Consider the following 26,214-nt stretch of genomic DNA (forward strand, 5'->3'; position numbering starts at 1 on the left):
GGGGGCGGAGCGGGCCCGGCCGCATCTAGGTGACGCGAAAGGGGTAGGAGGCGCGGGCCAGGGGTGCGAACGCGTCACTTCGATGAGAGGGGGAGAGGGGAGTCGGGGCCGCATGCCGGGGGCGGCATGCATGCGGGTGCATGATGGCGTGATGCACGACGCGACCTCCGGCCCCGACTCCCCGACTCCGAGCAGCGCACCCGGCGACTCGGCGGCGACGACGGCGTTCCGCGCCGCGCGCGACCACCTGCTCGCCCTCGGCGACGATCTCGACCGGGCCGGCGCCGAGTTCCGCTGGCCCGACGTCGGCGACCGCTTCAACTGGGCCGTCGACTGGTTCGACGTCATGGCGCGGGACAACGACCGCATCGCACTCTGGCTCGTCGAGGAGGATGGCTCCGAGCAGCGCATCACCTTCGACGAGATGCGCCGCCGCAGCGACCAGGTCGCCGCCTGGCTGCACGGACTCGGCGTCGCCCGGGGCGACCACGTCATGCTCATGCTCGGCAACCAGGTCGAGCTGTGGGAGGCGATGCTCGCGGTGATGAAGATCGGCGCGGTCATCCTGCCGACCTCGACCGTGCTCGGCACCGCCGACCTCGCCGACCGCATCGAGCGCGGGCTGGTGCGGCACGTGGTCGCGAACGCGTCCGACGCGGCGGTCTTCGACGCCGTGCCCGGCATCGACGCGGTCACCCGCATCGCCGTGCTGCCGTCGGTCGGAGCCGGAGCCGGAGCCGGCGCCGGCGCCGGGGCCGGGGCCGGAGCCGGAGCCGCAGCCGCACCTGCACCCGGCGCCGCACCCGCACCCGCAGCCGGCGCCGCACCCGCGGGCTGGGTCTCCTTCGGCGACTCGCACCGCGCCTCCTCGGTGCGCCCCGACGTCGTCACCGCGACCGACGACCCCTGCCTCGTCTACTTCACCTCGGGCACCACGAGCCGCCCCAAGATGGTCGTGCACTCGCACGCCTCGTACCCGGTCGGGCACCTGAGCACGACGTACTGGCTCGGGGTCCGCCCCGGCGACGTGCACATGACGATCTCGTCGCCCGGCTGGGGCAAGCACGCCTGGAGCTGCTTCTTCGCGCCGTGGACGGCCGAGGCCACCGTGTTCGTCTACAACTACGGGCGGTTCCGGCCGGCGGAGCTGCGCGACCAGCTCGAGCGCGCCTCCGTCACGTCGTTCTGCGCGCCGCCGACCGTGTGGCGCATGCTGATCCAGTCGTCGCTCGGCGCCCGACCGCACGCTCTGCGCGAGGCGCTCTCGGCCGGCGAGCCGCTGAACCCCGAGGTCATCTCGCGCGTGCAGCAGGGCTGGGGGCTCGACATCCGCGACGGCTACGGGCAGACCGAGACCACCGCGATCATCGCGAACGCCCCCGGCGGAACCATCAAGGCCGGTTCGATGGGGCGCGCGCTGCCCGGCGTCGACGTCGTGCTCGTCGACCCGGTCACGGGCGAGGTCGGCGACGAGGGCGAGGTCTGCCTCGACCTGACCACCCGACCGGTGAACCTGATGACGGGCTACCTCGGCGACGCGGCGCGCACCGAGTCGTCGATGCGCGACGGGCTGTTCCACACCGGCGACGTCGCCTCCCGTGACGCCGACGGCATGATCACCTTCGTCGGGCGGACCGACGACGTCTTCAAGTCGTCGGACTACAAGGTGTCGCCGTTCGAGGTCGAGAGCGTGCTGATCGAGCACCCCGCCGTCGCCGAGTCGGCCGTGGTGCCGGCTCCCGACGACGTGAGACTCGCCGTGGTGAAGGCGTACGTGACGCTGGCGGCGGGCGTCGAGGCGTCGGCGGAGACCGCCCGCTCGGTGCTCGCCCACGCCCGCACCGGGCTGCCGGCGTACGAGCGCGTGCGCCGCGTCGAGTTCGTCGACGAGCTGCCGAAGACGATCTCGGGCAAGATCCGCCGCGTCGAGCTGCGGCAGCGCGAGGAGGACGCCGCGGTCTCGAGCGAGCGGATCGCGGGGGAGTTCCGCGACTCGGACTTCCCCGGGCTGCGCGGGTAGTTCGGCCCGGCGCCGGCGCGGGCGGGGACACGGGCGCGGGCGCCTGATCGACGCCGAGGAGGCGCGGCGCGGCGTCCACGGGCATGAAGATTTCTCGACGACATCGGCCGAGCCCCTGGTCGTCGCGCGCCTTCTTGCCTAAACTCGATGCATCCACCCCGAGGAGAACCGTGATCCGCTGCGCCGACAAGACGACGACCGTCTCGTGAGCGACCCTCGGCACGATGCTCCGCCCCTGACCCGGCGCGAGGCCCTGGCCCGTGAGCGCGCGGCTGCCGCAGCCCCGGAGGCGCGGGTCGACACAGACGTCTCGGTTGCCGCTTCAGAGGCACCCGCCGCGCACGTTCCCGCCGCGGAGGCCCCGGCCCCGCAGACAGCACCGGTCGCGCAGGCCCCGGTCGCGCAGGCACCGGTCGCGCAGGCCCCCGCCGCGCAGGCCCCGGCTCCGCAGGATGCACCGGTCGCGCAGGCCACTCCCGCGCAGCACCCCGTCGCCCGACGGCAGGCTGCCGTCTCCCGGGTCCCCATGCGCTCGACGCGGATCGTCTCGGGTCCCGAACCGCGCCTCCTGCCCTCCCGTCGTCCGAGCTTCCTGGCCCGGCGTGCGCGTGAGGCGGCCGTCCCGGCGTTCGCACTGCTGGCGGCGACCCTGTTCTTCTCGTCGAACGTGACTCCCGCATCGGCCTCCGACCTGGGCGGCTCGGGGATCCCCGTGTCGACGGCCGCTCCGATGACGGGTCAGACGATGGCCGCTTCGCTCGTCGTGCTCGCCGTCGCCGAGCGCGACTCGTACGGTGTGACCGATCCGCCGCCGCCGCCGCCCCCGCCGCCCGTGGTGAAGGCCCCGGTCGTGTCCGACTCCGGCTCGTCGAGCCGCTCGTCGTCCTCCGACGCCGTCGTCGGCGCCGCGGGGGGCGTCGCCTCGGGTGGCGGCACCGTCGTCAACAGCGGTGCCGGCGACATCCGGTGGCCGTTCCCGGGCAGCGTCGTGCTGAGCTCGGGGTATGGCCCCCGTAGCGCACCGTGCGCGGCGTGCTCGAGCATGCACATGGGGCTCGACATGACCCCCGGCGGCGGCACCCCGATCGGCGCCGTCGCAGCCGGTACGGTCCGCACCGCCGGAGTCCACGCCCAGTTCGGCACCTACGTCGTCATCGATCACGTGATCGACGGCGGTCTGGTGAGCACGATGTACGCGCACATGCGGTCGGGCTCGAGTCCGATGTACGTCGGTCAGCAGGTCGGCGTCGGCGAGCTCGTCGGCACGGTCGGTCGCACCGGTGTCGCGACGGGCGAGCACCTGCACTTCGAGGTGCTGATGGGCGGATCGACGCAGATCGACCCCAAGGCCTGGCTCGACGCGAACGCCGGCCGCACGCTCTGAGTCGTCGCAGCCCGCGCCTCAGCGGAAGACGATCGTGCGGGCTCCGTCGAGCAGCACGCGATCCTCCGCGAACCAGCGGACGGCCTGCGTGAGGGTGCGGCTCTCCTCGTCCTGTCCGATCGCCATCAGCTCGGGGGCGCTGCGCGTGTGGTCGACGCGCACGACGTTCTGCTCGATGATCGGCCCCTCGTCGAGGTCGCTCGTGACGAAGTGCGCCGTCGCGCCGATCAGCTTGACTCCGCGGGCGTGCGCCTGCCGATACGGGTTCGCCCCCTTGAACCCGGGCAGGAACGAGTGGTGGATGTTGATCGCCCGCCCCTCCAGCGCCGCACACAGCTCGGGGCTGAGGATCTGCATGTAGCGCGCCAGCACGACGAGCTCGATGTCGTACCGGTCGACGACCTGCAGCACCCGGGCCTCGAACGCCGCCTTCGACTCGGCGTCGGTGACGGGGTGGTGCTCGAAGCGCTTGCCGTAGAACTCGGCGAGCCCCGAGAGGTCGTCGTGGTTCGCGAGCACCAGCGGCACCTCGATCGGCAGCTGCCCGGCGCGCTGCCTGAAGAGCAGGTCGTTGACGCAGTGCGCCGCCTTGCTCGCCAGCACGAGCGTGCGGATCGGTCGGCCGACCACGTCGAGCTTCGCCTGCATGTCGTAGCGGGCCAGCACGGGCGCGAGCGCCTCCTCCAGCGCGGTGCGCTCACCGGGCGCCTCGACCTGCAGGCGCATGAAGAACGTGCCGGTGTCGTGACTCGAGAACTGCGCCGACTCGGTGATGTTGCCCCCGGCCTGCACCACGGCTCCGCTGATCGCGTGGACGATGCCCGGCTGGTCCTGGCAGACGAGCGTCAGGGTCCAGTGCGTCGAGGGGGAGGCGGTGGGAGCGCTGGAGGCGGTGGTCGCGTCGGTCACCCGCCCAGGTTACCGACAGCGAGGAGTCACGACTCGCCGCGCGGACCCGGTGCGCGCGGCGAGTCGTGACTCCTCGACGCAGGAGGCGCGGGGTGGAGGTGCGGGTCGGCTCAGAGCGCGGCGACCAGCAGTGCCACGAGGGCCACGAGCGGGAAGAGCCCTTGCGTCGCCGCCGCACGCAGCTTCGTGCGGTCGGAGAGCGCCAGCACGAGCGCTGCGGCGAGCATCGAGCCCGTGCCCGCGACCAGGAGGGCGAGACCTGCGGGGGAGGTGTCTGCGAGCTGACCCGCGCCTCCTCGGCCGGACGCCACCAGCACGACGCCGACGATCGTCACGATCGCGAGGAAGAGGTTGTAGAAGCCCTGGTTGAAGGCCATCGGCTTCGTGAACTCGGCCTGCCGGTCGTCGGTGATGCCGAAGGTCGCGCGGACGCGCGGTGTCGTCCAGAGCACGGACTCCATCACGAAGATGTAGACGTGCAGCAGGGCGGCGAGCGTGGCGGCCACGAGCGAGACGATGAGCATGCCGCCAGCTTAAGGCGCCTCATCGTCGAAGTGACCCGTTCGGTGCCCGGAGTCGACCTCTGGGCCCTGAACGGGTCACTTCGATGACGCTTACGCCTCGGGGTGCGGGGCGGGCTCGGTGGTCGCGGTGGCGCGGGTGGCCTTCGCGAGGTTCTCGACGAGCTCGGTGCGGGTCTGCGACACGACGTAGGCGGGCTGGTCGCGCTCGACGCGCCAGCTCTCGCTCAGCGGTCCGACGTTGACGGTGTCGAAGCCGAGCTCGTCGTAGAGGCGCTGCACGAGCTCGGCGGCCTCCTCGAAGTCGCTCGACGTCGCGAGGGCGCGGCGCCCCTCGGTGCCGGAGGGCTTGCCGTCGGTCGTGATGTCCTTCGCCATGATGTGGTTGAAGCCCTTGGCGACCTTGCTGGTCGGCAGGTGGCGCTGCAGCATCTGCGAGACGGTGTCGACGCCGTTGTCGAGGGCGGCGATGTTCCCGTCGCGCTCGAAGTAGTAGTTGTTGGTGTCGATGACGATCTTGTCGGCGAGCGGCTCGACCGGCACCTCCTCGACGTTCTTCAACGGGACGGTGACGACGACGATCTCGCCTGCCTCGCCCGCCTCCTCGGCCGTCGCCGCACGTGCCTTGGGGCCGAGGTCGGCGACGAGGTCCGCGAGCGTCTCGGGACCGCGCGAGTTGCTGATCACGACGTCGTAGCCCTGCTCGATGACCGCGCGAGCGACCTGGCTGCCGATGTTGCCTGCTCCGATGATTCCGATTGTTGTCATGCGGCCAGCCAACGCCCTGAGGGGGCGGGCATTCTGGGCTGGGGTTCAGCAGCGGATCAGGGAGCGCTCAGGAGGCGCGGTGCGAGAGGGCGGGCGGCGCTCAGGAGGCGCGGTGCGGTCGGTCGCGGACGCTCCCGGTCACGCCCCACCCAACCACGAGGCGAGTCGCCGCCACGGCCCCGCCGCGACCGGCGTCGGCCCGGTCTCGATCGTCGGCTCGGGGTCGGAGCGAGGTGCGAAGCCGAGCGTGCCGCAGCGTGCGCACGTGACGATGTGGCGGTGGACCGAGAGTCCCGTGCCGAAGTACGGATTGGGTGCGAGGCGGGCGGTCTCGCCGCAGCCCGCGCAGCGCGTGGACCGCTCGGTCGTCGTGCTCTCGGTGTCCATCGTCGCCCCCTGCCGTCTCTCGAGTATGCGGACGAGCTGGTCCGGTGGTCCGCCCCACTTCGGGGCTCGGGTCGGGACGATGAGTCATGACTCGCCGCGGCGCTCGCGGTCGCACGGCGTGTTGCGACTCCTCGACGGCCGGAGGCGCGAGCCGGCCCCTACGAGCGCGCCGACCGCACCGCGAGCACCCGGTCGGTGGCCAGCACCAGCCCGAGCACCACGACGGCGACGACGATGTACAGCACCGGCAGCGCGTCGAGCCCTGCACCGTCGAGCACGATCGCGCCGATCAGGGCTCCGCCGCCGATGCCCGCGTTGAACCCGGTCGTGTAGAACGCGCTCGCGAGGTCGCGCATCTTCGCCGGGGCGACCTGCAGCATCCGCGTCTGGAACAACGGCGGCAGCGCCCCGAACGTGACACCCCACACCACGAACGCGATCAGCGACGGGGTCGGCTGCCCCTCGAACGCCATCATCGCGAACACGGAGACGGCGACCACGCCGATGCCGATCGGGATGCTGATGCGGGGGCGCTTGCCGAGGAACCAACCGACCATCAGCAGACCGACGCCCCCGGCGATGCCGAACGCGAACAGCGCGGCGCTGAGCGACGACTCCGCGATGCCCGTCGAGCGCACCAGGTACGGCGCGATGAACGTGAAGAACGAGTAGTGCCCGACCATGAACACCGCGGTGATGACGCAGCTGAAGACCACGCCGAGCACCGACGGCTTCGGCAGCGAACCCCGTCGACGGGGAGCCGAGGAGGCGCGGGTCGGCACGATCGGCACCGATCCCGTCGCAGGGACCATCGTCGTCGCGGCCTCGGTGGCGTCGGCGTCGGCGTCGGCGTCTGCGGGACGGGTGCGGTCGTGGTCGGCCGCGCGCGCCTCCTCGGCACCGTCGGCGGGTGTCGGCACCGGGGGCAGCAGCCGCCAGACGAGCACCGCGCCCACCGCCATCAGTGCGGCCAGCAGGCCGAACGCGGGGCGCCAGCCGAGGGCCTGACCGGCCGCCGTGCCGAGCGGCACGCCGAGCACGAACGCCAGCGTGCCGCCGCTCATCGCGACGGCCAGTGCGCGGCCGACCTGTTCGCGCGGCACGAGGTGGGCCGCGTACGCGCCGCCGATCGCCCAGAACGTGCCGTGCGCGAGCCCGCCGAGGATCCGCGACGCGACGACCAGCTCGTACGTGGGCGCGATCGCGGTCAGCCCCGCGCTGATCGCCAGCACGACGATCAGCCCGACGATGAGCAGATGCCGGGGGAGTCGCCGCGTCAGATGCGTCAGCGTCGTGCTGGTCAGCACCACGGTGAACGCGAACACGCTCACCAGCAGACCGATGCTCGACTCGCTGACGCCCAGCTCGGAGCTCATCTCGGGCAGCAGCCCGGTCGGCAGCATCTCGCCCGAGATGGAGAGGAACGTCGCGACGGCCAGGGCGAGCAGGCCGGCGAGGGGGAACTTGGCGGGAGGGGCGGTGGGCGTCGAAGGACGCGCGGAGGTGATCGTCATGTGAGGTCTCGGTCGTCGGCGGGCGCCGTTCCTGCTACCCGTGTGACACGGGGAGGATGGTGATCCCGACTGCGCGCTGTCGTGCGCGCCCGGGGCCGCGCGTGACGTGCGACCAGGGTCGATGGTAGCCGAGGCCGGTCTCCGCCGTCTAGGAGGCTCGGCCGCCATCGAGGTGACGCGATCGGTGCACTCTGCGGCGAACAGGCAACCGATCGGGTCACCTCGACGCAGGACGAGGGAGGCGCGGGTCAGTCGGCGGAGCGGGGCTCGCCCTTGCCGGGGCGGACGGCGGCCGTGTCGGCGACGTCGATCCGGGTGACGCCGTCGCCGCGATCCTCGGTGGTGATGCGCGGGGCGTCGTCGCCCGGGTCGGACTTCGGCGCACGGGTCAGCTGGTCGTGGCGCTTCTCGTCGTCGGTCATGCCGGTGGGGTCGTCGGAGCTCATGCGTGCACGCTACGCGACGGGGAGCGGACGGGGTGCGCGCGCCTCCTCGGCCGACGCGCGCCTCCTCGGTGGACCCGCGCCCTCGCGCCCGGCACCGCTCTGGCCGATTTCGGTTGCGCTCAACCTTGTTGCGCGCAACGTGTTATGGTCGACTCATGTCCGATACCGCGCGCACCCCGCTGCTCGACGAGCAGATCTGCTTCGCCCTGTACAGCGCGTCGCGTGCTCTGACGTCCCGCTACCGCGACCTGCTCGAGCCGCTCGGCATCACGTACCCGCAGTACCTCGTGCTGCTCGTGCTCTGGCAGGACGGCGAGACCGGCGTCTCAGGTCTCGGCCAGCGTCTGCACCTCGACTCGGGCACGCTGTCGCCGCTGCTCCGCCGGCTCGAGGCGCAGGGTCTCGTCTCCCGGCGTCGCGGCTCGGCCGACGAGCGGGCCGTGCAGGTGGCGCTGACGCCCGCGGGCGACTCGTTGCGCTCCGAGGCGGCGAGCATCCCCGAGCGGATCTGCGAGGCGACCGGGTTGTCGCCCGACGTGCTGACGGCGCTGACCGAGCAGCTCGGCGGGGTCGCCGACCGGGTCCGCGCCGCCGCCTGACCCGCCCCCGAGACCAGCCCCCCCAGACCAGCCCCCCAGACCAGCAACAGTCCCCCTCAACACCTCCGAACATCCACCCGAACACCTACGAAGGAGCATCATGCCCACTCGCACCGCACGCACCGCCTGGAACGGAAGCCTCGAGACCGGCGAGGGCCAGGTCGAGATGACCAGCTCGAAGGTCGGCACCTACGGCGTCTCGTTCCCGAAGCGCTCCGCTGAGGACGCCAACGGCTCGACCAGCCCCGAAGAGCTGCTCGCCGCCGCGCACTCGGCCTGCTACGCCATGCAGTTCAGCGCCGTGCTCGGCCAGGCCGGCGGCACCGTCGAGGCCCTCGACGTCAAGGCCGACGTGTCGCTCGGCGCCGACCCGGCCGGCGGGTTCCAGCTGACCGGCATCCACCTCACCGTCGTCGGCGAGGTCTCGGGCATCGACGAGGCCGCGTTCCTCACGGCGGCCGACGAGGCCAAGGCGACCTGCCCGGTCTCCAAGGCTCTGACCGGGGTCGAGATCACCCTCGACGCGACCTTCGAGAGCTGAGCCGCACCTCCTGCGGAGACGACAGAACCCCCGCGTGAGCATCGAACCCCGTCATCCGGGGGTTCGTCGCTCACGCGGGGGTTCTCGTCTGCGGTGCGCGGATCGCGTGCCCGAGGAGGCGCGGTGCCCGGGACCGAGGGGGCGCCGGTCGCGGGACCGAGGAGGCGCGGGTCGCGTGACCGAGGAGGCGCGGGTCGCGTGACCGAGGAGGCGCGGCTCGCGGACCCGAGGAGGCGCGGCTCAGCGACGCGGGTAGTTGCCGCCGGTCGAGCCGCCGCCACCGCGCTTCTTCATGATCTTGCGCACGACGAAGGTGATGATCAGGGGTGCGAAGCGGCGAAGCAGGGATGCCATGGTGATCTCCAGAGGTCAGGGGCGGTCGACGGTACCCGACCCGCGCCTCCTCGGCCTGGGTGGCGCCGGGCGGCAGCCGAACGCGGCCACGGCTCGCGCGCGCTCCGGCCCCCGCGAGTACCGTTCGACCCCTCATGGACCGCACCCGCTGGATCTTCCTCGACCAACTCGGCCCGCACTTCGACGACGGCGGACCGATGCTGCTCGTCGAGTCGAGGTCGTCGTGGCGGGGGCGCACGCTGCACCGCGCGAAGCTGCAGCTGCTGCTGTCGGCCATCAGGCATCGGGCGCGCGATCTCGGCGACCGGGTCGACTTCAGACAGGTCGAGCACTACTCGGAGGTCGTCGACGGGCGTGACGATCTGCAGGTGATCGACCCCACCTCGTACCGAGCGCGACGGCTGGTGCGGCGGGTCGGTGCCGAGATCCTGCCGAGCCGGGGGTTCGTCACGAGCGAGAGCGACTTCGCGGCCTGGGCCGATTCGCGTGCCGGGAAGCGCCTGCTGATGGAGGACTTCTACCGCGTCGTCCGGCAGCGCACCGGCGTTCTGATGGAGGGGCAGGAGCCCGCCGGCGGTCGCTGGAACCACGACCACGACAACCGCGAGAAGCCCCCGAAGGGCGCCGCGTCGCTCGGACTGCCCGCACCCCTCTGGCCCGTCGAGGACGACATCGACGAGGAGGTGCGGCACGACATCGCCCGCTGGGAACGCGACGGCGTGGTCACCCTGGTCGGCGACGCCGGACCCCGCCGCTTCGCCGCGACCGCCGCCGAGGCCGAGGCCGCGCTCGCCGACTTCGTCGAGGTGCGCCTCCCCGACTTTGGCCCCTTCGAGGACGCCACGCTCAGCGGCGACTGGACCATGGCGCACTCGCTGATCAGCGCCCCGATGAACCTCGGACTGATCGACCCGCTCGACGTGATCGACACCGTGGCCGCCGCGTACGCCGCGGGCGACGCGCCGATCCGCAGCGTCGAGGGGTTCGTGCGGCAGATCATGGGGTGGCGCGACTACATGTGGCACCTCTACTGGCGACTCGGCGAGGACTACGCGACGTCGAACAACAAGCTGGAGGCGCACGAGCCGCTGCCGCAGGTGTTCGCGACGCTCGGGCGCGACCTGTCGAACGGTTCGCCGACCGACGCGGCGGGCGAGGCGGTCGTCGAGGCGAACTGCCTGGCCGAGACGCTCGACGGGCTGCACCGGCACGGGTGGAGTCACCACATCCAGCGCCTGATGATCCTCGGCAACTGGGCGTTGCAGCGCGGTGTCGAGCCGTCAGCGCTGAGCCAGTGGTTCATCGACATGTACGTCGACGGGACGCCGTGGGTGATGCCCGCCAACGTGGTCGGCATGTCGCAGCACGCCGACGGGGGGATCGTCGCGACGAAGCCGTACGCGTCCGGAGGCGCCTACATCAACCGCATGACCGACCATTGCGGCGGGTGCCGGTTCGACCCGAAGAAGCGGCTCGGGCCCGACGCGTGCCCGGTGACGGCGGGGTACTGGGCGTTCCTCGACCGGACGGGGCCGGTGCTGATGGGCAACCCGCGGATGCGGCAGGCGCTGTCGGGCCTGGCCGGTCTCTCCGATCGCGAGGCCGTCGTGCAGCAGGAGCGCGAGCGCACGCGCTGGTAGGAGGTGCGGGGCGGGGGAGCCGAGGAGGCGCGGGTCGGGCACCGACAGGTCGTCGCCGTTAGGGTGGCAGGGTCCGTCGCGCAGCGAGTCGGCGGCCGACGTAGGGGGACCACCATGCGCACCATCAAGACCACGAAGACCGCGATGACGGTCGTCACCTCAGGCGCCGTCGCGCTCACGCTGCTCCTCGCCGGGTGCACCGGGTCGAGCGACTCGAACGCCGACTCGAGCGACCCCAGCAGCTCGGCGAGCGAGAGCGCTGCCACTCAGGAGGACCGCGACCTGACCGGAGAGCTCGCCGTCACGACCTGCGCCGACGCGGGCGAGGCGCTCGGCTCGATCGTCGAGGGCCTCGACCTGCAAGACGAGAGCACGGAGGCCGACGGCCAGCTGCAGTGCTCGTGGGCCAACAGCGCCGCCAGCGCCGAGGGCGAGATCGACCCGAGCGCCCAGGCGATCGTCGCCGTCGCGCGCACGCAGGAGCTCGACGAAGCCACCATCACCTCGCAGAGCGACCAGATCGCCGGTCAGGAGGGCGTCACCGAGGTCGAGGATGCGCGCATCGGCGACCTCGGCGGTCGTGCCTTCGAGCTCGAGGCCGCTCAGGAGGGCGTCACGCTCGCCGGGGCGACCGTCATCACGCCGCACGGACTGTTCGCCCTGTCGGCGACCGGCGCCGGCGACGAGGCCCCGCTCTCGCCGACCGAGGCGCTCGACTCCACGCTGCTGCTGCTCAAGTAGCTGCCGGCGCCCGAGGCGCCGCGCCCATGAACCGCGTTCGCGAAGATGAACCACGATATATCGAGGTTCATCTTCGCGAACGCGGTTCTTCGCGTGGTGGCGCGGCTGCTCGCCGGCCGCCTTGCGCACCGGCTGCCCGGCGCACCGGCGCACCGGCGCACCGGCGCACCGGCTGCCCGGCGCACCGGCCCGGCTCCGCCCCGGCGCCTCAGCGCCCGAGCAGCTCGATCATGTACTGCGCGATGACCTGCGCCCCGGCGTCGTTCGGGTGGATGCCGTCGTCGGACAGCAGCGAGGTGATGTCGCCGTCGCCCGCGGCGTCCGCCGGCAGGGCGTCGCCCAGTGACACGCGCACCGACCCGGTCTGCTCGGCGACCGACTCGACGGCGGCCGCGTAGTCGCCGCTCGATCCGCTCTGGTCGAAGAGGCTGGCGAGGTCCGAGCTGAACTCGTCGACGATGACGACGGTCGGCGGATCGTCGAGGCCCTTCAGGCCGCGGACGAGAGCGAGATAGCCCTCCTCCAGGTCGTCGGGGCTCGTGTTCACGGCGTCGTTGGCGCCGAGGGTGATGGTGACGAGGTCGGGCTGCACCGCCGCCACCTTCGACAGGAACCCGTCGAGATCCGCCGCGAAGGTCGCGACGGTCGCTCCCGAGTGCGCGGAGTCGAACAGCGACACCCCGCGGTCGCGGTCGCCGTCGAACGCGGCGATCCCCTCGAAGACGAAGCCGTCGGCGGCGTCCGGATCGACCCCGATGGTCACCGTGTGCACCGAGCTCTCGAGTCCGTCCACGCTCGTGACACCGGCGCCGGAGTCCGCACCCGCGCCTCCTTCGGCATCGCTCGCTCCTGCCGCGCTCGTGTCGACCGGCTCGCCCTCGACCCCGTCGACCGCGTAGCGGAACACCCCGCCGCCCGGCGACCACCACAGGTCGAGGTCGGTGCCGCGCACCTGGTACGTGATGCTCGAGCCGGGTTCGAGGTCGACGCTGCGGTAGCCGAGGCTCGGCGTCGTGAAGTCGGGGGTGACGGCCGTCTGGTCGGACTGCCAGGCGCCCCAGGTCGAGTCGGGCGGGTAGACCGCGAAGACCCCCGGGCGGTAGCCGACCCCGCCGGCGACGCCGTCGACCGGGTGCTGCCGCTGCAGGGCGTCGCGCGTGAGGTCGATCCACCGGTTCTCGATCGCGGAGGCGCCCTGCCCCTCGGTCAGCGAATCGCCGAGCGCCAGCCAGCGGGCCGACTCGGTGTCGGTCTCGGCGAGGGCGGAGTCCCATGCCGCCCACGGATCCGCCGTGGGAGTGGGCGCCGGTGTCGGGTCGCCGCTGCAGCCGGCCACGAGAGCGACCGTGGCGGTGACGACGGCGAGGGCTCGCATGCCCCGGCGGCGCCCCGGTCGCGCAGCCGCCCCCGAGGCAGCCCCCGACACCGGGCGAGTCGACGACGTCGGAGCCGAGGAGGCGCGGCTCACTGCTCCGTCACCGTCCCGTTCTCGACGCGCCACTGCCGGTCGAGTCGCACGCTCTCGAGCATGCGGCGGTCGTGGGTGACGAGCAGGAGGGTGCCGTCGTACGACTCGAGCGCCTGCTCGAGCTGTTCGATGGCGACGAGGTCGAGGTGGTTGGTGGGTTCGTCGAGCACGAGAACGTTGACCCCGCGGGCCTGCAGCAGGGCCAGGCCGGCGCGGGTGCGCTCGCCGGGCGACAGCTCGTCGACGGGGCGGTTGACGTGATCGGCCTTGAGGCCGAACTTGGCGAGCAGGGTGCGGACCTCCGCCTGCGGCCAGTCGGGCACGAGCCCCTCGAACGCCTCGGCGAGGGGGACGGTGCCCGCGAGCAGTGCCCGCGCCTGGTCGATCTCGCCGACGGCGATGCTGGCTCCGCGACTCGCGCCTCCTTCGCTCGGCTCCTGTCGCCCGAGCAGACCGCGCAGCAGGGTCGACTTGCCGGCGCCGTTGGGCCCGGTGATGCCGATGCGATCGCCGCCGTTGACCTGCACCGAGACCGGTCCGAGCACGAACTCGCCCGTCGCGGGGTCGCCCTGGCGAAACACCGCGCCGCTGAGGGTCGAGACGACGGCGCTCGAGCGCGGCGCCTCGCCGATGGTGAACTCGAGCTGCCACTCCTTGCGGGGTTCGTCGACCTCCTCGAGGCGGGCGATGCGGCTCTCCATCTGGCGGACCTTCTGGCCCTGCTTCTCGCTCGACTCGGCCGCGGCCTTGCGACGGATCTTGTCGTTGTCGGGCGACTTCTTCATCGCGTTGCGGACACCCTGACTCGACCACTCGCGCTGCACACGGGCGCGCCCGACCAGGTCGGCCTTCTTGTCGGCGAATTCGTCGTAGGCCTCGCGGGCGTGACGGCGGGCGGTCTCGCGCTCGTCGAGGTACGAGTCGTAGCCGCCGCCGAAGACCCGGTTCGACGCCTGGGCGAGGTCGAGTTCGAGCACCTTCGTGACGCAGCGGGCGAGGAACTCCCGGTCGTGGCTGACGAGCACGACCCCGCCGCGCTGGCCCTGCACGAAGCGCTCGAGTCGTTCGAGGCCGTCGAGGTCGAGGTCGTTCGTGGGCTCGTCGAGCAGGGCGATGTCGAAGCGGCTGAGCAGCAGGGCGGCGAGCCCGACGCGGGCGGCCTGGCCTCCGCTGAGGGCGGTCATCAGGGTGTCGGGGCCGACGGTGGCCGTGCCGGGGTCGGCGGACGACGTCGCGCTCGCGGTCTCGAGCCCGAGGTCGGCGAGCACGCCCGGGAGGCGGTCGTCGAGGTCGGCCGCGCCGCTCGCGAGCCAGCGCTCGAGCGCGGTCGAGTACACGTCGGCGGGGTCGAGGCCGTCGGCGCGGGGTGCGGGGTCGGGGTCGCCGAGGGCTGCCGCGGCGGCGTCCATCTCGGTGGTGGCCTGGGTGCTGCCGGTGCGACGGCCGATGTACTGGGCGACGGTCTCGCCGGGGAGGCGCTCGTGCTCCTGCGGCAGCCAGCCCACGAAGGCGTCGCCGGGGTTGAGGGTGATGGTGCCGCCCTGCGGCTCGTCGACCCCCGCGAGGAGGCGCAGCAGGGTCGACTTGCCGGCCCCGTTCACGCCCACCACGCCCACGACGTCGCCCGGTGCGACCGTGAGGTCGAGGTCGTCGAACAGGGTGCGGTGGCCGTGGCCGCCGGCCAGGCCCTTGGCCACGAGTGAAGCGCTCATCGGCCCATTCTCGCGTACCGGAGGGCGCTGCCGGGGTGGTTGTGGAGAGGAGGCGCGGCCGGCCCGTCGAAGTGACGCTACCGGCGAAGTCCCGGACGCAAGGGCACCCGTTCGCGTCACCTGGACGCAGGAGGCGCGGGGAAGCGAGCCGCGCCTCCTCGGCTTGGTAGCGTCGAGGCACGCGAGGGCCGGGTGGCGGCGCCTCGAGTCAGGGGGATGACGTGTTCGGACTGTTCCGCAAGCGTGACGACGACGAGCGCGCGGTGCTTGTCGAGCCGTGGCCGCGCATCCCGGTGGCGCCGTGGTCGGGCGGCGGGGCGACGGCCGAGGCGGCGGCGGTCGAGGTCCCGTCGAAGCGTCGGCCGAGCGTGCCGGGCATCGTGTTCACGGTGCCCGAGGGGCGCGCCGGGGTGAGGCTCGACGAGGTGCATCGCTTCATGGACGACGAGACGGCCATCCTCGAGACGACCCACGGGCCGTCGTTCTATGCGGTGTGGACGCAGGCATGGCCGAAGAAGTCCGGCACGGCGGTGGGGGACATGCTGGAGGGTGAGGCTCCGGGCGGCCTGGCGTTCCTGTCCGCCGACGTCGATGCGCCGCCCACCGTGGTGCTGCGCGACGCCGAGCTGGCGTCGTTCAGGGCGTGGGTGGCGGCGCTCCCGTCGTGACCGGCGGGTGCATCGCTCTCAGCGGCGGGTGCTCAGGGCCCAGGGGGCCGAGGGCGACGGTTCGCCGGTGCGGCTGAAGTGGACCGCGGCCTCGGTGGTGCGATCGAGCAGCACGGCGGTGGACGGGTTGGCCGGGATCGGCTGACCAGGCCCGGGAGCGACGATCGGGTCGACGATCTCGTACCAGGGGCCGGTGTCGACGTCCATGGCGTGGAGCACCGCGATGGGGACATCGCCCGGTCGGAGGATGTCGAGACCCGCGGTGCCACGGCGCAGCTCGATGCTGGTGGGGATGTTGCCCTTCGGCCCCTTGATGACCGTGCGGAGGCGCTTCTCGGAGGGGTCGAGCACCTCGAACTGCTCGCGTCCCATGCGCCACAGCAGCACGGTGCGACCGGGCACGCTCGCGGGGTCGGTGGGCAGGATGATGGCCTCGCGCGCCTCCTGCCGGGCCCTCAAGGCCGTGCCGATGGTCTGGCCGAAGAAGGCGGCGCCGGCGAAGGCGAGGATGATCCAGATGTTCGGGGCGCCGGAGGTGATCATGGGCACGCTCGCGACACTCACCAGGGTGATCGGCACCGCGATCGCCCGACTGCGGTCACGGAGGCGTCCGAGGAGGAGCGAGGCGACCAGCACCACGAGGCTGAGCGTGATCGCCAGGCCGGTGTTCGCTCCGCCGAGGAGTGCTGCGGCCAGACCGAGCACGTACGCGAGCGGGGCCAGGATCCTGCGCGTCGACGACGGCATCGCGACCGGCTTGGTGGAGGTCAGCCGACGAGGCTTCGTCTCGGTGGATGCGGCGGTGCGGTCTGTGCTCATGGAGTCCCCCTGGTGCCGGCGATCGGCGTGCTCGCTGGACATCCTGGCACGAACCGGTCTGTCGGGGTGCTGCCGCTCGGAGATCCGAACGGTCAGGTCGCCTGTCCTGTCGACCAGGGAGACGGGTACGATTCTCGGGAGTGCCCATCCGGTCCGAAGCGCTCGCGGATCGTGCTGTGCTACTCGCCGAGGTGCGGTTTGATCAAAAGGACATCGGCGCTCGTCCACCAGGTCAGTGTTGAGCTCATGGATCCAGATGCCAGAAAATGGCGGGCTGCTTCCTCGGCCTCGCTGACGAGAACCGTGTGGCGTTGCTCGACGGAGTTGACGATGCTGCCCATCATGACCGTCACGTGGTCTCGGGACGCTGTGGACGTCATCGCCATGCTCCAGGCGTCGTCGTCCAGGGTGTCTGGGGAATGGAATACCGCTAAGGCCCCATCGGCCCGCCCGCAGATGTCGAGCCTGGAGCCCTTGTGCTTGAGAACGACGTGGGACCGAGTCATCCCGTCCAATGCGCGGACTTTGCTGACGGCCTGTTCGGTCGTGGGCGCATCTTCGGCGAATGTCTTACGTCCGACCGACCATTGGAGTTCTGAACTGGTGGCTTCTCGCTCTCTGACCTGCTCGCTTCTCGGTGCGCGAATAGTCGACCCGATGAACCATCCAGCGATCATGGAGAAGAACCAAGGGCCTAAGACGATCTCATCATCTGGCAGTGTGGTGTTCAGAAGGGGTGGCCCGGCAATCGAAAGAACGGCAGCGGAGAGCGTTCCCCACAAAGATGACGAGTACGCCAACAGGCCGGCGGTCAAGATCCCCAAGCCCAGTGTCATGAAAGCCGAACTCGCATCAGCTTGCAGAACCAGCAGCAATACGATTGCGACCACGATGTTCACAACCGCCAAGACCGCATTGTAACGTCGCTGGATTCGAGGCATAGGCTTGTAGCCAGAGATCGCTGGCTTACTTCTTGCCAAAAGCTGAATCCGTCACTGTATGAAAGTCTCTCTCGGGCTGGCGATTGACCATAGCATCATCTGGCAGTACCGCAATGGAATCCACTCTCGATGTCGTGTGTGTGAGAAAAAGGGCGAACTGCGTCGTCATCCTAGTGAGCTGCCAGCCTCGAGGAAGTCTCTCATCACAACGAACTGACTCACCATCATAAATGACAGCATGGGAATCCCAAGCGCAAAAAGAATCTTTCGCTCATTCGGCGGCAAGGGGTCATAGGCAGCTCGACGCGAACGAAGCCACAAGAGGGCCAGGACCGTAGGCATCCCGAATAGAACAAAGACGGGTATCTCATACTCTTTTGAATGGCGAGTATACCGAGTAGTCGTGTCAAGTGGTACTTGCGTGAACGTATAAATGGCAATAACGATATCCAGTAGAATGCAGAAAAGAACAAGATTGCGTGTCACTCGTATGAGTCTGTGACCCTTTGGATCTCGAGGCAGCCATTCGCTTTTGTCTGTTGGGTTCCGATCGCCATCGTCTCGTGCGCTCGCCATCTGCTGCCTTCCCGGATTTCGGACTCAAGCGCTGAGCTTCAGTCTGCTGCTGGTTGTCGCGACGCCAGTCCGGCTGCTTAGCCCTGTGGCCTTACAGCACTCCGCCTGCGATGAGGAAGTCACGAGCCATGAAGAGCTGCCCCACAACGAAGAAGAGCCAGAATGGCACGAAGATCACGAGGAGAAATCTTCGTTCTTCTCTTGGTAGCGACTCGCTTGCCGCCCGACGAGACCGCCACCATAGGCTTATCAGCACAAGTGGGGCGATGAGTAGAACCAAGAGAGGCATCTGCCACTCTCTCGAAGCCCTCGTGTAGGAGACCGTGGTGCCGGTGGGAACCTGGGTGACTACGAAAACTGCCACGACGATGTCGAGAAGGACGCCCGCAATCAGCACCCGTCGTAGCCAGACGATCGTCCTCCCGCCCAGAGGTCTCGCGGCATGCTCCGACTCGACGTCACCGGCGGCAGGCGCGTTGCTCATGGAATGACCTCATATGTCTCGTCTGCTGACCCACACGTCGCCCCGCCAATCTAGCTATTGCCTCGCGGTGACGGTCCACGCTACGGGGCATCGTTAATCGGGTGATGCGAGAAGCTCTTCCCAGCTCAGGCCGGAAGAACCCCGCCTGCGATGAGGTAATCCCGCGCCATAAAAAGTTGCCCGATCGTGAAGAATCCCAGGAACGGTACGGAGATCGCGATCAGAAGGACGCGCTCCTTGTCAGGGAGTGGTTGCGTCTCAGCCGACCGCGTCTGCCACCACAAGGCTGAGAGCAGCACTGGTGCCGCAAGCAGGCCGAAGAGCGGGACCTGCGACTCTGATGAGATGCGGGTGTACGAGATCGTTGTGCTCAGAGGGACTTGAGTGACGACTGCGATGGCAATGAGGATGTCGAGAAGCGCACCGATGAGGGTGAGGAGGCGCAGTCTTCGTGCTGTCTTGCCCCCCAGCGGTACCGGGCGCACATTGTCCTCGCTGCTATCCATGTTGTTTGACACGTGAGGTTCTCCTGAGTCTAGTGATCGCAGTTTGAACCGGGACTTGCCCCGAGGCTAAACGGCTAAAGCCCCAATGGTTCTATAAATTCCCAGGCCTTTTGATGTTCCGACGTAAGGGGCTACAGGTCCGCTGTTGTCGGTGCGATGCTGACGATTCCATCAGGAATCGGCGCGATATCTTCCAGCATTTGCGTCCGGTCTAGCAGAAGAAGATTCATTGCTTTGTCTAGCAGGCTGTCAACGTCGCGCATGCGTGGCGGCAAGGCCGCCAACTGTTCAGAAGACGATCCACCGACTAGGAGGACCGACGCCTACGGGACAACGCTAGATATCTCACGTGTGAGCCGAAAATAGTTCCAGCAAAAGTTCCGAAAATCCACGTTATTTGACCGGTGGCCCAGGGGCCAGGGAGTCTAGTCATGAGGCCCAAGATGGTGAGTAGGCCCAGGAGCATGACGGGATAAGCCCATTTTATTCCAAGTAGTGAAAAAGTGGACGAGCCGAAGATGACTCCTGCCAGTAATGCCCCAATGATAGTGGGTAATACAGAGAAGGTCCTAGAGCCTCCGACCATGAAGACCAGCATGATTCCAACCAGGCACATCACGCCCGCAAACACCAGACGCTCTCGTGATTGGCGTTGGCCAAGATCATTCCTCATTCCTCATTCCTCATTCCTCATTCTTACTAGTCGCTGACTACCAGGATCGATGCCGATTGGACATGACTAGATATCTCAGGTGCGAACCGAAAACAGTGCCAGCCAGGGTTCCGATAAGCCAAGTTATTTGACCGGTTGCCCAGGGTTCAGAGAGCCAGTTCGAAAGACCCAAGATGCCGAGCGGGCCAAGTAGCATGACGAGATAAGCCAATTTCATTTTCAGCACTGGAAAAAATGAACGAGCTGAAGACGGCTCCTGCTAAGAGTGTCCTAATGAAAATGGGTAATGCAGAAGAAGTCCTAGAGCCTCCGACCATGAAGACCAGCACGATTCCAGCTAGGCACATCACAAAGGCAAAAGCCAGTCGGCCTCGCGATTTTCTTTGACCAAGTTCATTACTCATTTTTCACGGCTCAGGATTTCGATAGGTCGGAGACCCAGGTCGATTACGACCTCGGATACTGACGTCTATCGGGGATCAGAGGGCGAATTATCGCCTCGACCGGCTCTCTTCGCGACGGTGGCTCGCGACCAGGGCCATGCGTACCCGCCTGCGATACCCCCGGCTATGAAGCCGAAGATCCAGGCGTACTGGACGGATCCGACGATGTCTTGGTTCGCGACGATGACGATCATGACCACCGGGACGAGTGCGAGAAGACCGAGACCGATCGCTCTGTTGCGGGGCGGGAAGCCGAAGAGGAGCAGGCCGTACGCGAGTCCGGCGACCAACGTGATGACGGTTGCGAGCACGCCTGCGCCCCCGATCGCTGTGCTGACCCACAACCCGAGCACAAGGCCCACGACGGCCAACATGGCCGCCACCGCGTTGATCGGTCGCTTCGACTGTCTCGATGCCGCCATCGTCATCACCGTTCTCTAGTCGACGGTCAAGCCGACACTGTCGCGGAACACATCCACCCCGCCTCCCACGACCGTACCGCCGACGGCGGATCCGAAAAGGCCAGCCGTGTTGTGCGCCCCGAGATTGAGCGCTCCAGTCAACGACCGCGGACTGAAGTAGGGCATCTGCGCAAGCGTGTTGACCCCATGTTGGCCGGGAATCACGCGGTCGAGTGGCAGGGCTGAGAGCCCAGACCCGACAACTCCATTCACAGCGACCTCGAGCGGGTTCACGTCCTCACCCGCCACGATGCTCTGCACCGCTGTACCCGCAGACGACCCCACGCCGTTGAGAACGACCGTGCTCGCCGTCGCCAAACCACTGGTTGCCGTGTGTCCCAGATTGCGAGCGATCGTGCCACCTGCCGGTCCTGCCAGTCCGCCGACCGACCCAGACACGCCCCCACCGACGATCGCACCCGCGAAGTCCCAACCGTTCTCGATTCGCCCGCCATGGCTGGCCAGATAGGTGGCGCCACCGCCGACCGCGCCGACTCCGCCGTTGGCCGCGACGTTGACTGCCACGGCTCGTCCGGCCTGAGCCGCAGGAGCCGATGCCATTGCTGCCTTGCCGAACGCACCCGCCGCGCCTCCAGCGCCCCCGAGCACACCTCCTATGGCTGCGTCCGTGGCGACCTTGCCCCAGTCGACTTCTCCTGTCTGAGCCTTCTGCGAGACAACTGAGACACCACCGCCGATGAAAGCACCGGATGCCGCGCCGATCAAGGCCATGCCGACAGGACCACCGACGCCCGTGAACATGAGACCGACGCCAACGGCGATCGCAGCGCCAGCTGCGACGTACTCCCAGTTCTCACCCCACCAGTCGCCCGCATCTGCCAGAGCGCCCTGGTTCGCTTTCGCGTAGGCGTCGAGGTCGGCGTCCGTCGCGGGGCGCAGCCCGAGCGGGTCGAGAGCGTGCATCGGGTCGTTGCCCGCATACGAGTAGGGGTTCCCGGCCCAGCCTGCGCCCAGCACGGGCGCCAGCGGATCGGTCGACAGGAATCCTCTGGTCGACGGGTCGTAGACCCGCGCCCCGAGCCAGTCGAGACCTGCGACCGCGAGGCCACCCGACGCGGACAACTCCACACCGGCAGGCAACTCGAGACCGGGGATCCCCGAGGAGGTGCGAAGCGCCTCCCACGGATCCGCCACATCGGTCGCGCGGGCGCCCCGCCAGGTCGGCTCGAGCTGTTCACCACCGACTGTCGTCGCGCCACCGGGAATCGTCACGACTGGTGCGCCAGCGATCGACACGAGTGACGGCACAGCACTCGCGGTGTCCCACCAGGTGTCGACACCGTCGATCGTGGCGAGCTCGCCCAGCACATCGACCCAGAGACTCGTCTGCGAGACGACGCCGCCGTCGCTGTCCCGCGCAGTGATCGCGGTCGGCCAGCCGAGGTCGCTCCAGGCGTACTCCGTGAACGAGCCGTCGGTGTCGATCCGACGGATCCGACGCCCGAGACCGTCGTGCACATATTCGACGGAGGCGACCACGACGGTGTCGAGAGCGTCCGTCGATGAACCGACCCGCGCCTCCTCGGAGACGAGTTGACCCGCTGCGTCGTACAGGAAGCTGCGCACCCGGCCATCGACCAGCTCATGCGTCAGCCGGCCGGCGGCGTCGTAGGACCACGTCGAGGTGCGGCCCTCGCGCTCGAGACCGACCAGCTGGCAGGCGGCGTCGTAGGTGTAGTCGACCCGACCGTCGACGGTGTCGAGAGCGACGATGCGCGCCTCGGCGTCGCGGATGATCCGAGTCGTCGACGAGCCCTCGGAAGTCGTGCTCGTGTGCCGGGAGAGATGGCCCTCCGCGTAGTCCCAGGTCTGCAGGTCGCCACCGGTCGTGGCCTCGACGACCCGACCAGCGGCGTCGTACGAGACGTGCGCGCTGTCCTGTCCGCCGTGGACGACGGAGACCACGCGACCCGCGGCGTCGCGACGATAGTCGAGACGACCACCGTCGGGATCGATGCGTGCGGTGCGTCGGCCGTCGGCGTCGTACTCCCACGAGACCGCCTCGCCGCCCCGGGCGCGGCGGACCAGGAGCCCGCGACGATCGAACGTCAGCTCATGCTCGAGGTCGATCCCGTCGGAGCGAGTGTGGTCGGTCACCACGATCGACCGCGAGAACGCGTCGCGGGTGAACGACGACCGCACGCGCCCGTCGACACTCATGCCCGAGGGGTTCCCCGAGGCGTCGTGGGTCCACGTGGTGGTCGTGCCCGTGGGGTCCTGCTGCGAGACCTGGCGGCCCGCAGGGTCGTACGCAGCGGTCGTCGTCCGGCCCAGCGGGTCCGTGACGGCGATGATGCGATCGGCGGCGTCGTACTCGCGCCGCGTCTCGTTGCCGAGCGGGTCGGTGATGGAGACGACGCGCCCGCGGACGTCGTACTCGAAGCGGGTCACGCCGCCGAGACCGTTCTCGGCCTCGATCAGCTGACCGGCCGCGTCGTACCGGAAGCGACGGCGGCCGTAGCGGGTGTCCTGGGTGCCGATGAGTCGACCGGCTGCGTCGTAGTCGAACCGCGCCTGTCCGTGACCCGGTGTCGACCTGCTGACCACACGGCCCACGGCGTCGTACCGGACGCGCTCGACGTCGCCGGTCGGCAGCGTGCGCGCGACGACCCGCGAGTCGGCGTCGTAGGTCAGGGTGGTGCGTGCGCCGAGGGGGTCGACGCTCGCCGAAGCGCGGCCGCACGAGTCGTACTCGTAGGTCGTCCGGGCTCCCGAGGGGGTGACGACCGCAGTGACGCGCCCGCCGGCATCGCGCTCGAGACGTGTGAGACCGCCCTCGCCGTCGACCAGCTCGACCGGACGGCCGCAGCGGTCGTACGTCGTCAGCTCGGATGAGCCGTCGGCGGCCTCGGTCGCCACCGGGCGGCCGAACTCGTCGAAACGCAGGGTCGTGGTGCCGAACGCGTCGCGCAGGGTGCCGGTGCCGTCTGCACGGTCGACCCGCGCCTCCTGCCGGACTCCCGTCGGGTCGACGGTCGCGGTGAGCGCACCGGTGACGTCGTACTCGCGGGTCCAGTCGTGGCCGGCGGGGTCGGTGATCGTCCGCAGGCGCGAGAGACCGTCGTGCGCGAACGCCCACGACGAGCCGTCCGGCAGCTCCAGAGCCGAGACGTCGCCCTGGTCGTCGAAGCGACGCGAGACGACACGGCCGAGCGGATCGGTCGTGGTCTCGAGGTCTCCGTGCGGGCCGTAGCCGAATTCGGTGCGCGCGCCCAGGGGGTCGATGATCGCGCTCACCCGGGCACCCGCCCCGTGCTCGAAGCGCCAGATCGCCCCGTCGGCATCGCGACGCGAGACCAGCAGCCCCGCGGCGTCGTACATGTAGGTCGTGCGGGCTCCCGACGGGCTGACCGCCGCCACCGGACGACCGGCGTGGTCGCGCTCGATGCGCGCCACGTCGCCGACGGCGTTCTCCGTGGCGATCAGGTCGCCGTACTCGTCGTAGTGGCAGCGGACGACGACACCTGTCGGGTCGACGACGCTCTCGAGCAGCCCGTCGCGCCAGCGCATGAGCGTACGGCCGCCTTCGGGGTCGACCAGCGCCGACGGGTTGCGCTCGGCGTCTTCGGCGTACTCGTACTCGACGACGGCGCCCGACTCGGTCACGACGGTGGTGACCCGGTCGAGGGCGTCGTAGCCGTAGGTGAGATCGGCGCCCGACGGCGTGACGGTGCGGACCTTGCGCCCGCGCTCGTCGTAGCCGTTGACGGTGACCGATCGGTCGCGCTCGGTGACCGAGACGAGGTTGCCGTTCGGGTCGTAGCTCATCGACTGGCGCTGGTCGTCGGAGTCGACCACCCCGACGAGTCGGCCCTTCCTGTCGGCCATGTAGCTGTTCGACCGGGTGCCGTCGACGTCCGAGACGACCGTCACCCGACCCGGCAGATACGCGAAACGCACCGTGCGGCCGTGCGGCGACACCTGCAGCGTCACGCGCCCCTGCTCGTCGTACGTGTTCAGGGCCTCGACCACGCCGGAGGCGCTGGTCACCGTCGAGATCAGGCCCGCGTCGTTCCAGTCGTACCGTCGCGTGCCCACCTCGTTCGCAGCGCCGGTCAGGCGCCCGGCTGCGTCGTAGGCGTACTCGACCCGGCGGCCGTCGGAGGCGGTGAGGGTCGCGACGCGACCGTCGACGTAGTCGATGTCGATCGTTCGACCACGCGCGTGGGTCAGGCGCGACGGGAGTCCGTCGGGGGCGCGGGTGACGCGGACGACGGTGCCCGCGCCTCCTCCGCTCGCCAGCCAGACGCCGGCGGGGGAGAAGGCCCACCAGCCGCCGGTGTTGTCGCGGACCACGAGGAGCGTCTCGGCGCCCGTGTCGCCGAGGCCGGGCAGGGTCGAGGCGACCTCGGCTGCGAGCCAGAAGTTCTCGCCGACGGCGCGATCCCACGAGCTGCCGAGACGGGGGAACGTGACGACGCGGCCGTCGTCCATCGTGAACGCGGCGCCCTCGTCGTCGAGGGTGAGGCCGATCTCGAGCACGGAGCCCCAGCCCGGGCCGAAGGGGCCGACGTGGTCGTCGAGCGAGTTGTAGGTGCGCGAGACCCGCAACGAGGAGGCGGCACCCGCGAAGGCGAGGTCGACCTCCGTCTCGAGGAAGTTGCCTGTGGTCGTATTGACCGGGTCCATCGTGAAGCCGGTCGTGGGCGGCGACCCCCAGCCCTGGGCGGGCGGGACGACGAGGTCGTCGCGCTGACCCTGGACCCCGGCGGACTGCAGTGCGGCGGCGAGAGCAGAGTCCGCGACGGTCGAGACGACGCCCGAACCGCCGGCCGCCTCGAACGCGCCGGCGACCGTATTCGCCCACGCGACATCGGTGTCGTTGGCGGTCAGCCAGGTCGAGAAGCTCGAGACCACGCCGTCGGCGTGGATGACGCCCCACTGGCAGTCGGACGCGAAGTCGGCGAGCTTGCCGGAGAGCGTCGAGGGGCGGCCCGCGAGCTCGGCGTCGAGGGCTGCGCTGCCGGTGGCGAACGAGCGGAGGTCGTCGGGCTTCGCCGACGAGGTGCCGCCGCTGCCGCCGCCCGTACCGGGCGCGGGAGTCTCGCGGGTACCGACGTTGGCGTCCTGGGGCTCGAGCTGGGGCGCCGGCTCGGGCTGCTCCCGAGGCATCTCCTCGCCGCCCCAGATGCTGTCTCGCCACTCTTCGAAGCCGTTGCGATCGTCCTGGCGCTGCTGCCATTCCCGTGCCTTGCGGCGGCGGTCGTTCTCCTGCTTCGCCGCCTCCTTCAGCTCGCCGGCGAAGTCCGCTATCGCCCGGAAGCTCGTGGCGAGGGTGCTGGCACCTGTCGCAGCAGTCGCCGCGTTCGTGGTGAAGAGCTCGGAGAAGAGACCACGGAACTCCTGCGACGCGGTCGTGACGAGGGACGAGCGAGAACCGCTCTGCCCCTCGATGTCGTCCGCAGCGTTGTTGAACGCGGTGACGAGTGCGTCGGCCGTTCCGTTGTCGAACGGTACGGGCTCATTGCCGCCTTTGGGATCCCCCATGAATTGTCCTCCCCCTCAGGAGTGATGCTGCGATGTCGCGGATAGCTGGTGCTGACGCCTGCCGGGCGTCTGGCGTCGTCGTGCCGAATCTCACGGCGTCGCGTGATCTCTGACGCCCGGCGCGACGCGAA

21 protein-coding genes are annotated in these 26,214 nt (G+C 69.7%); 7 read left to right on the forward strand and 14 right to left on the reverse strand.

The genetic code is table 11. The annotated features are described in order from the left end of the window. Positions 1-151: 151 nt before the first annotated feature. Both SOM11_RS05895 and SOM11_RS05900 read left to right on the forward strand, forming a co-directional pair. Positions 152-2,020 carry an AMP-binding protein gene (locus SOM11_RS05895; RefSeq protein WP_320477479.1) on the forward strand — a complete coding sequence of 623 codons (1,869 nt, stop codon included), beginning with the start codon at positions 152-154 and terminating at the stop codon, positions 2,018-2,020. Between the two features lie 205 nt (positions 2,021-2,225). Beyond that, positions 2,226-3,404 (forward strand): M23 family metallopeptidase, encoded by a 1,179-nt coding sequence (locus tag SOM11_RS05900; RefSeq protein ID WP_320477480.1) that lies wholly within the window; start codon positions 2,226-2,228, stop codon positions 3,402-3,404. Positions 3,405-3,422: 18 nt separating this feature from the next. On the opposite strand, the gene purU is transcribed toward SOM11_RS05900, so the two are convergent. From purU to SOM11_RS05930, 6 genes are all read right to left on the reverse strand, one after another. Next, a complete protein-coding gene (purU, locus tag SOM11_RS05905) occupies positions 3,423-4,313 on the reverse strand; it encodes a formyltetrahydrofolate deformylase (protein ID WP_320477481.1) in 891 nt (296 codons plus the stop codon). A gap of 110 nt (positions 4,314-4,423) precedes the next feature. Then, complete coding sequence (locus tag SOM11_RS05910) at positions 4,424-4,837, reverse strand: DUF1304 domain-containing protein (RefSeq protein WP_320477482.1); 414 nt, start codon at positions 4,835-4,837, stop codon at positions 4,424-4,426. A gap of 90 nt (positions 4,838-4,927) precedes the next feature. Continuing rightward, positions 4,928-5,602: an NADPH-dependent F420 reductase gene (locus tag SOM11_RS05915; protein ID WP_320477483.1), complete on the reverse strand. Its 675-nt coding sequence runs from the start codon at positions 5,600-5,602 to the stop codon at positions 4,928-4,930. Positions 5,603-5,740: 138 nt separating this feature from the next. Further along, positions 5,741-5,989 (reverse strand): hypothetical protein, encoded by a 249-nt coding sequence (locus SOM11_RS05920; RefSeq protein WP_320477484.1) that lies wholly within the window; start codon positions 5,987-5,989, stop codon positions 5,741-5,743. Between the two features lie 158 nt (positions 5,990-6,147). Then, complete coding sequence (locus SOM11_RS05925) at positions 6,148-7,503, reverse strand: MFS transporter (RefSeq protein ID WP_320477485.1); 1,356 nt, start codon at positions 7,501-7,503, stop codon at positions 6,148-6,150. A 248-nt stretch (positions 7,504-7,751) separates the two neighbouring features. Further along, positions 7,752-7,949 carry a hypothetical protein gene (locus tag SOM11_RS05930; protein WP_192061139.1) on the reverse strand — a complete coding sequence of 66 codons (198 nt, stop codon included), beginning with the start codon at positions 7,947-7,949 and terminating at the stop codon, positions 7,752-7,754. A 155-nt stretch (positions 7,950-8,104) separates the two neighbouring features. Here SOM11_RS05930 and SOM11_RS05935 point away from each other — a divergent pair, with 155 nt between their 5' ends. From SOM11_RS05935 to SOM11_RS05950, 4 genes are all read left to right on the forward strand, one after another. Next, on the forward strand, positions 8,105-8,548 hold the full coding sequence (locus tag SOM11_RS05935) for a MarR family transcriptional regulator (protein WP_320477486.1): 444 nt from the start codon (positions 8,105-8,107) through the stop codon (positions 8,546-8,548). Positions 8,549-8,648: 100 nt separating this feature from the next. Then, positions 8,649-9,089 (forward strand): OsmC family peroxiredoxin, encoded by a 441-nt coding sequence (locus tag SOM11_RS05940; RefSeq protein WP_192061108.1) that lies wholly within the window; start codon positions 8,649-8,651, stop codon positions 9,087-9,089. A 488-nt stretch (positions 9,090-9,577) separates the two neighbouring features. Then, a complete protein-coding gene (locus SOM11_RS05945) occupies positions 9,578-11,083 on the forward strand; it encodes a cryptochrome/photolyase family protein (RefSeq protein ID WP_320477487.1) in 1,506 nt (501 codons plus the stop codon). Between the two features lie 114 nt (positions 11,084-11,197). Further along, positions 11,198-11,824: a hypothetical protein gene (locus tag SOM11_RS05950; RefSeq protein WP_192061110.1), complete on the forward strand. Its 627-nt coding sequence runs from the start codon at positions 11,198-11,200 to the stop codon at positions 11,822-11,824. Between the two features lie 208 nt (positions 11,825-12,032). On the opposite strand, the gene SOM11_RS05955 is transcribed toward SOM11_RS05950, so the two are convergent. Continuing rightward, positions 12,033-13,199: an SGNH/GDSL hydrolase family protein gene (locus tag SOM11_RS05955; RefSeq protein WP_320477488.1), complete on the reverse strand. Its 1,167-nt coding sequence runs from the start codon at positions 13,197-13,199 to the stop codon at positions 12,033-12,035. Between the two features lie 89 nt (positions 13,200-13,288). Then, a complete protein-coding gene (locus tag SOM11_RS05960; RefSeq protein ID WP_243215135.1) occupies positions 13,289-15,004 on the reverse strand; it encodes an ABC-F family ATP-binding cassette domain-containing protein in 1,716 nt (571 codons plus the stop codon). Between the two features lie 221 nt (positions 15,005-15,225). On the opposite strand from SOM11_RS05960, the gene SOM11_RS05965 reads away from it, so the two are divergent. Then, positions 15,226-15,672: a hypothetical protein gene (locus tag SOM11_RS05965; RefSeq protein ID WP_320477489.1), complete on the forward strand. Its 447-nt coding sequence runs from the start codon at positions 15,226-15,228 to the stop codon at positions 15,670-15,672. An 18-nt stretch (positions 15,673-15,690) separates the two neighbouring features. On the opposite strand, the gene SOM11_RS05970 is transcribed toward SOM11_RS05965, so the two are convergent. From SOM11_RS05970 to SOM11_RS05995, 6 genes are all read right to left on the reverse strand, one after another. Next, the gene (locus SOM11_RS05970; protein ID WP_320477490.1) at positions 15,691-16,491 is read right to left on the reverse strand and encodes a hypothetical protein; all 801 of its coding nucleotides are present in this window, start codon (positions 16,489-16,491) and stop codon (positions 15,691-15,693) included. A 179-nt stretch (positions 16,492-16,670) separates the two neighbouring features. Continuing rightward, positions 16,671-17,399, reverse strand: a complete 729-nt coding sequence (locus SOM11_RS05975) for a hypothetical protein (RefSeq protein WP_192061115.1) — start codon at positions 17,397-17,399, stop codon at positions 16,671-16,673. A gap of 700 nt (positions 17,400-18,099) precedes the next feature. Further along, entirely contained in the window at positions 18,100-18,492 is a 393-nt protein-coding gene (locus SOM11_RS05980) for a hypothetical protein (protein WP_320477491.1), read from the reverse strand. Between the two features lie 125 nt (positions 18,493-18,617). Continuing rightward, positions 18,618-19,010, reverse strand: a complete 393-nt coding sequence (locus SOM11_RS05985; RefSeq protein ID WP_320477492.1) for a hypothetical protein — start codon at positions 19,008-19,010, stop codon at positions 18,618-18,620. A 1,130-nt stretch (positions 19,011-20,140) separates the two neighbouring features. Further along, the gene (locus SOM11_RS05990; RefSeq protein ID WP_320477493.1) at positions 20,141-20,536 is read right to left on the reverse strand and encodes a hypothetical protein; all 396 of its coding nucleotides are present in this window, start codon (positions 20,534-20,536) and stop codon (positions 20,141-20,143) included. 15 nt (positions 20,537-20,551) lie between these two features. Further along, positions 20,552-26,083 carry a DUF6531 domain-containing protein gene (locus SOM11_RS05995; protein WP_320477494.1) on the reverse strand — a complete coding sequence of 1,844 codons (5,532 nt, stop codon included), beginning with the start codon at positions 26,081-26,083 and terminating at the stop codon, positions 20,552-20,554. Positions 26,084-26,214 lie beyond the last annotated feature (131 nt).

The organism is Frigoribacterium sp. CFBP9029, assembly GCF_034045305.1.
GTDB lineage: Bacteria > Actinomycetota > Actinomycetes > Actinomycetales > Microbacteriaceae > Frigoribacterium.

Bases quoted from the DNA above. Each gene is read 5' to 3' on its own strand.
- SOM11_RS05915 (WP_320477483.1), bottom strand. From the start codon at position 5,602: ATGACAACAATCGGAATCATCGGAGCAGGCAACATCGGCAGCCAGGTC.
- SOM11_RS05935 (WP_320477486.1), top strand. From the start codon at position 8,105: ATGTCCGATACCGCGCGCACCCCGCTGCTCGACGAGCAGATCTGCTTC.
- SOM11_RS05945 (WP_320477487.1), top strand. From the start codon at position 9,578: ATGGACCGCACCCGCTGGATCTTCCTCGACCAACTCGGCCCGCACTTC.
- SOM11_RS05960 (WP_243215135.1), bottom strand. From the start codon at position 15,004: ATGAGCGCTTCACTCGTGGCCAAGGGCCTGGCCGGCGGCCACGGCCAC.
- SOM11_RS05940 (WP_192061108.1), top strand. From the start codon at position 8,649: ATGCCCACTCGCACCGCACGCACCGCCTGGAACGGAAGCCTCGAGACC.
- SOM11_RS05980 (WP_320477491.1), bottom strand. From the start codon at position 18,492: ATGAGCAACGCGCCTGCCGCCGGTGACGTCGAGTCGGAGCATGCCGCG.
- SOM11_RS05895 (WP_320477479.1), top strand. From the start codon at position 152: ATGCACGACGCGACCTCCGGCCCCGACTCCCCGACTCCGAGCAGCGCA.
- SOM11_RS05910 (WP_320477482.1), bottom strand. From the start codon at position 4,837: ATGCTCATCGTCTCGCTCGTGGCCGCCACGCTCGCCGCCCTGCTGCAC.
- SOM11_RS05950 (WP_192061110.1), top strand. From the start codon at position 11,198: ATGCGCACCATCAAGACCACGAAGACCGCGATGACGGTCGTCACCTCA.
- SOM11_RS05925 (WP_320477485.1), bottom strand. From the start codon at position 7,503: ATGACGATCACCTCCGCGCGTCCTTCGACGCCCACCGCCCCTCCCGCC.
- SOM11_RS05920 (WP_320477484.1), bottom strand. From the start codon at position 5,989: ATGGACACCGAGAGCACGACGACCGAGCGGTCCACGCGCTGCGCGGGC.
- SOM11_RS05930 (WP_192061139.1), bottom strand. From the start codon at position 7,949: ATGAGCTCCGACGACCCCACCGGCATGACCGACGACGAGAAGCGCCAC.
- SOM11_RS05995 (WP_320477494.1), bottom strand. From the start codon at position 26,083: ATGGGGGATCCCAAAGGCGGCAATGAGCCCGTACCGTTCGACAACGGA.
- SOM11_RS05955 (WP_320477488.1), bottom strand. From the start codon at position 13,199: ATGCGAGCCCTCGCCGTCGTCACCGCCACGGTCGCTCTCGTGGCCGGC.
- SOM11_RS05970 (WP_320477490.1), bottom strand. From the start codon at position 16,491: ATGAGCACAGACCGCACCGCCGCATCCACCGAGACGAAGCCTCGTCGG.
- SOM11_RS05990 (WP_320477493.1), bottom strand. From the start codon at position 20,536: ATGGCGGCATCGAGACAGTCGAAGCGACCGATCAACGCGGTGGCGGCC.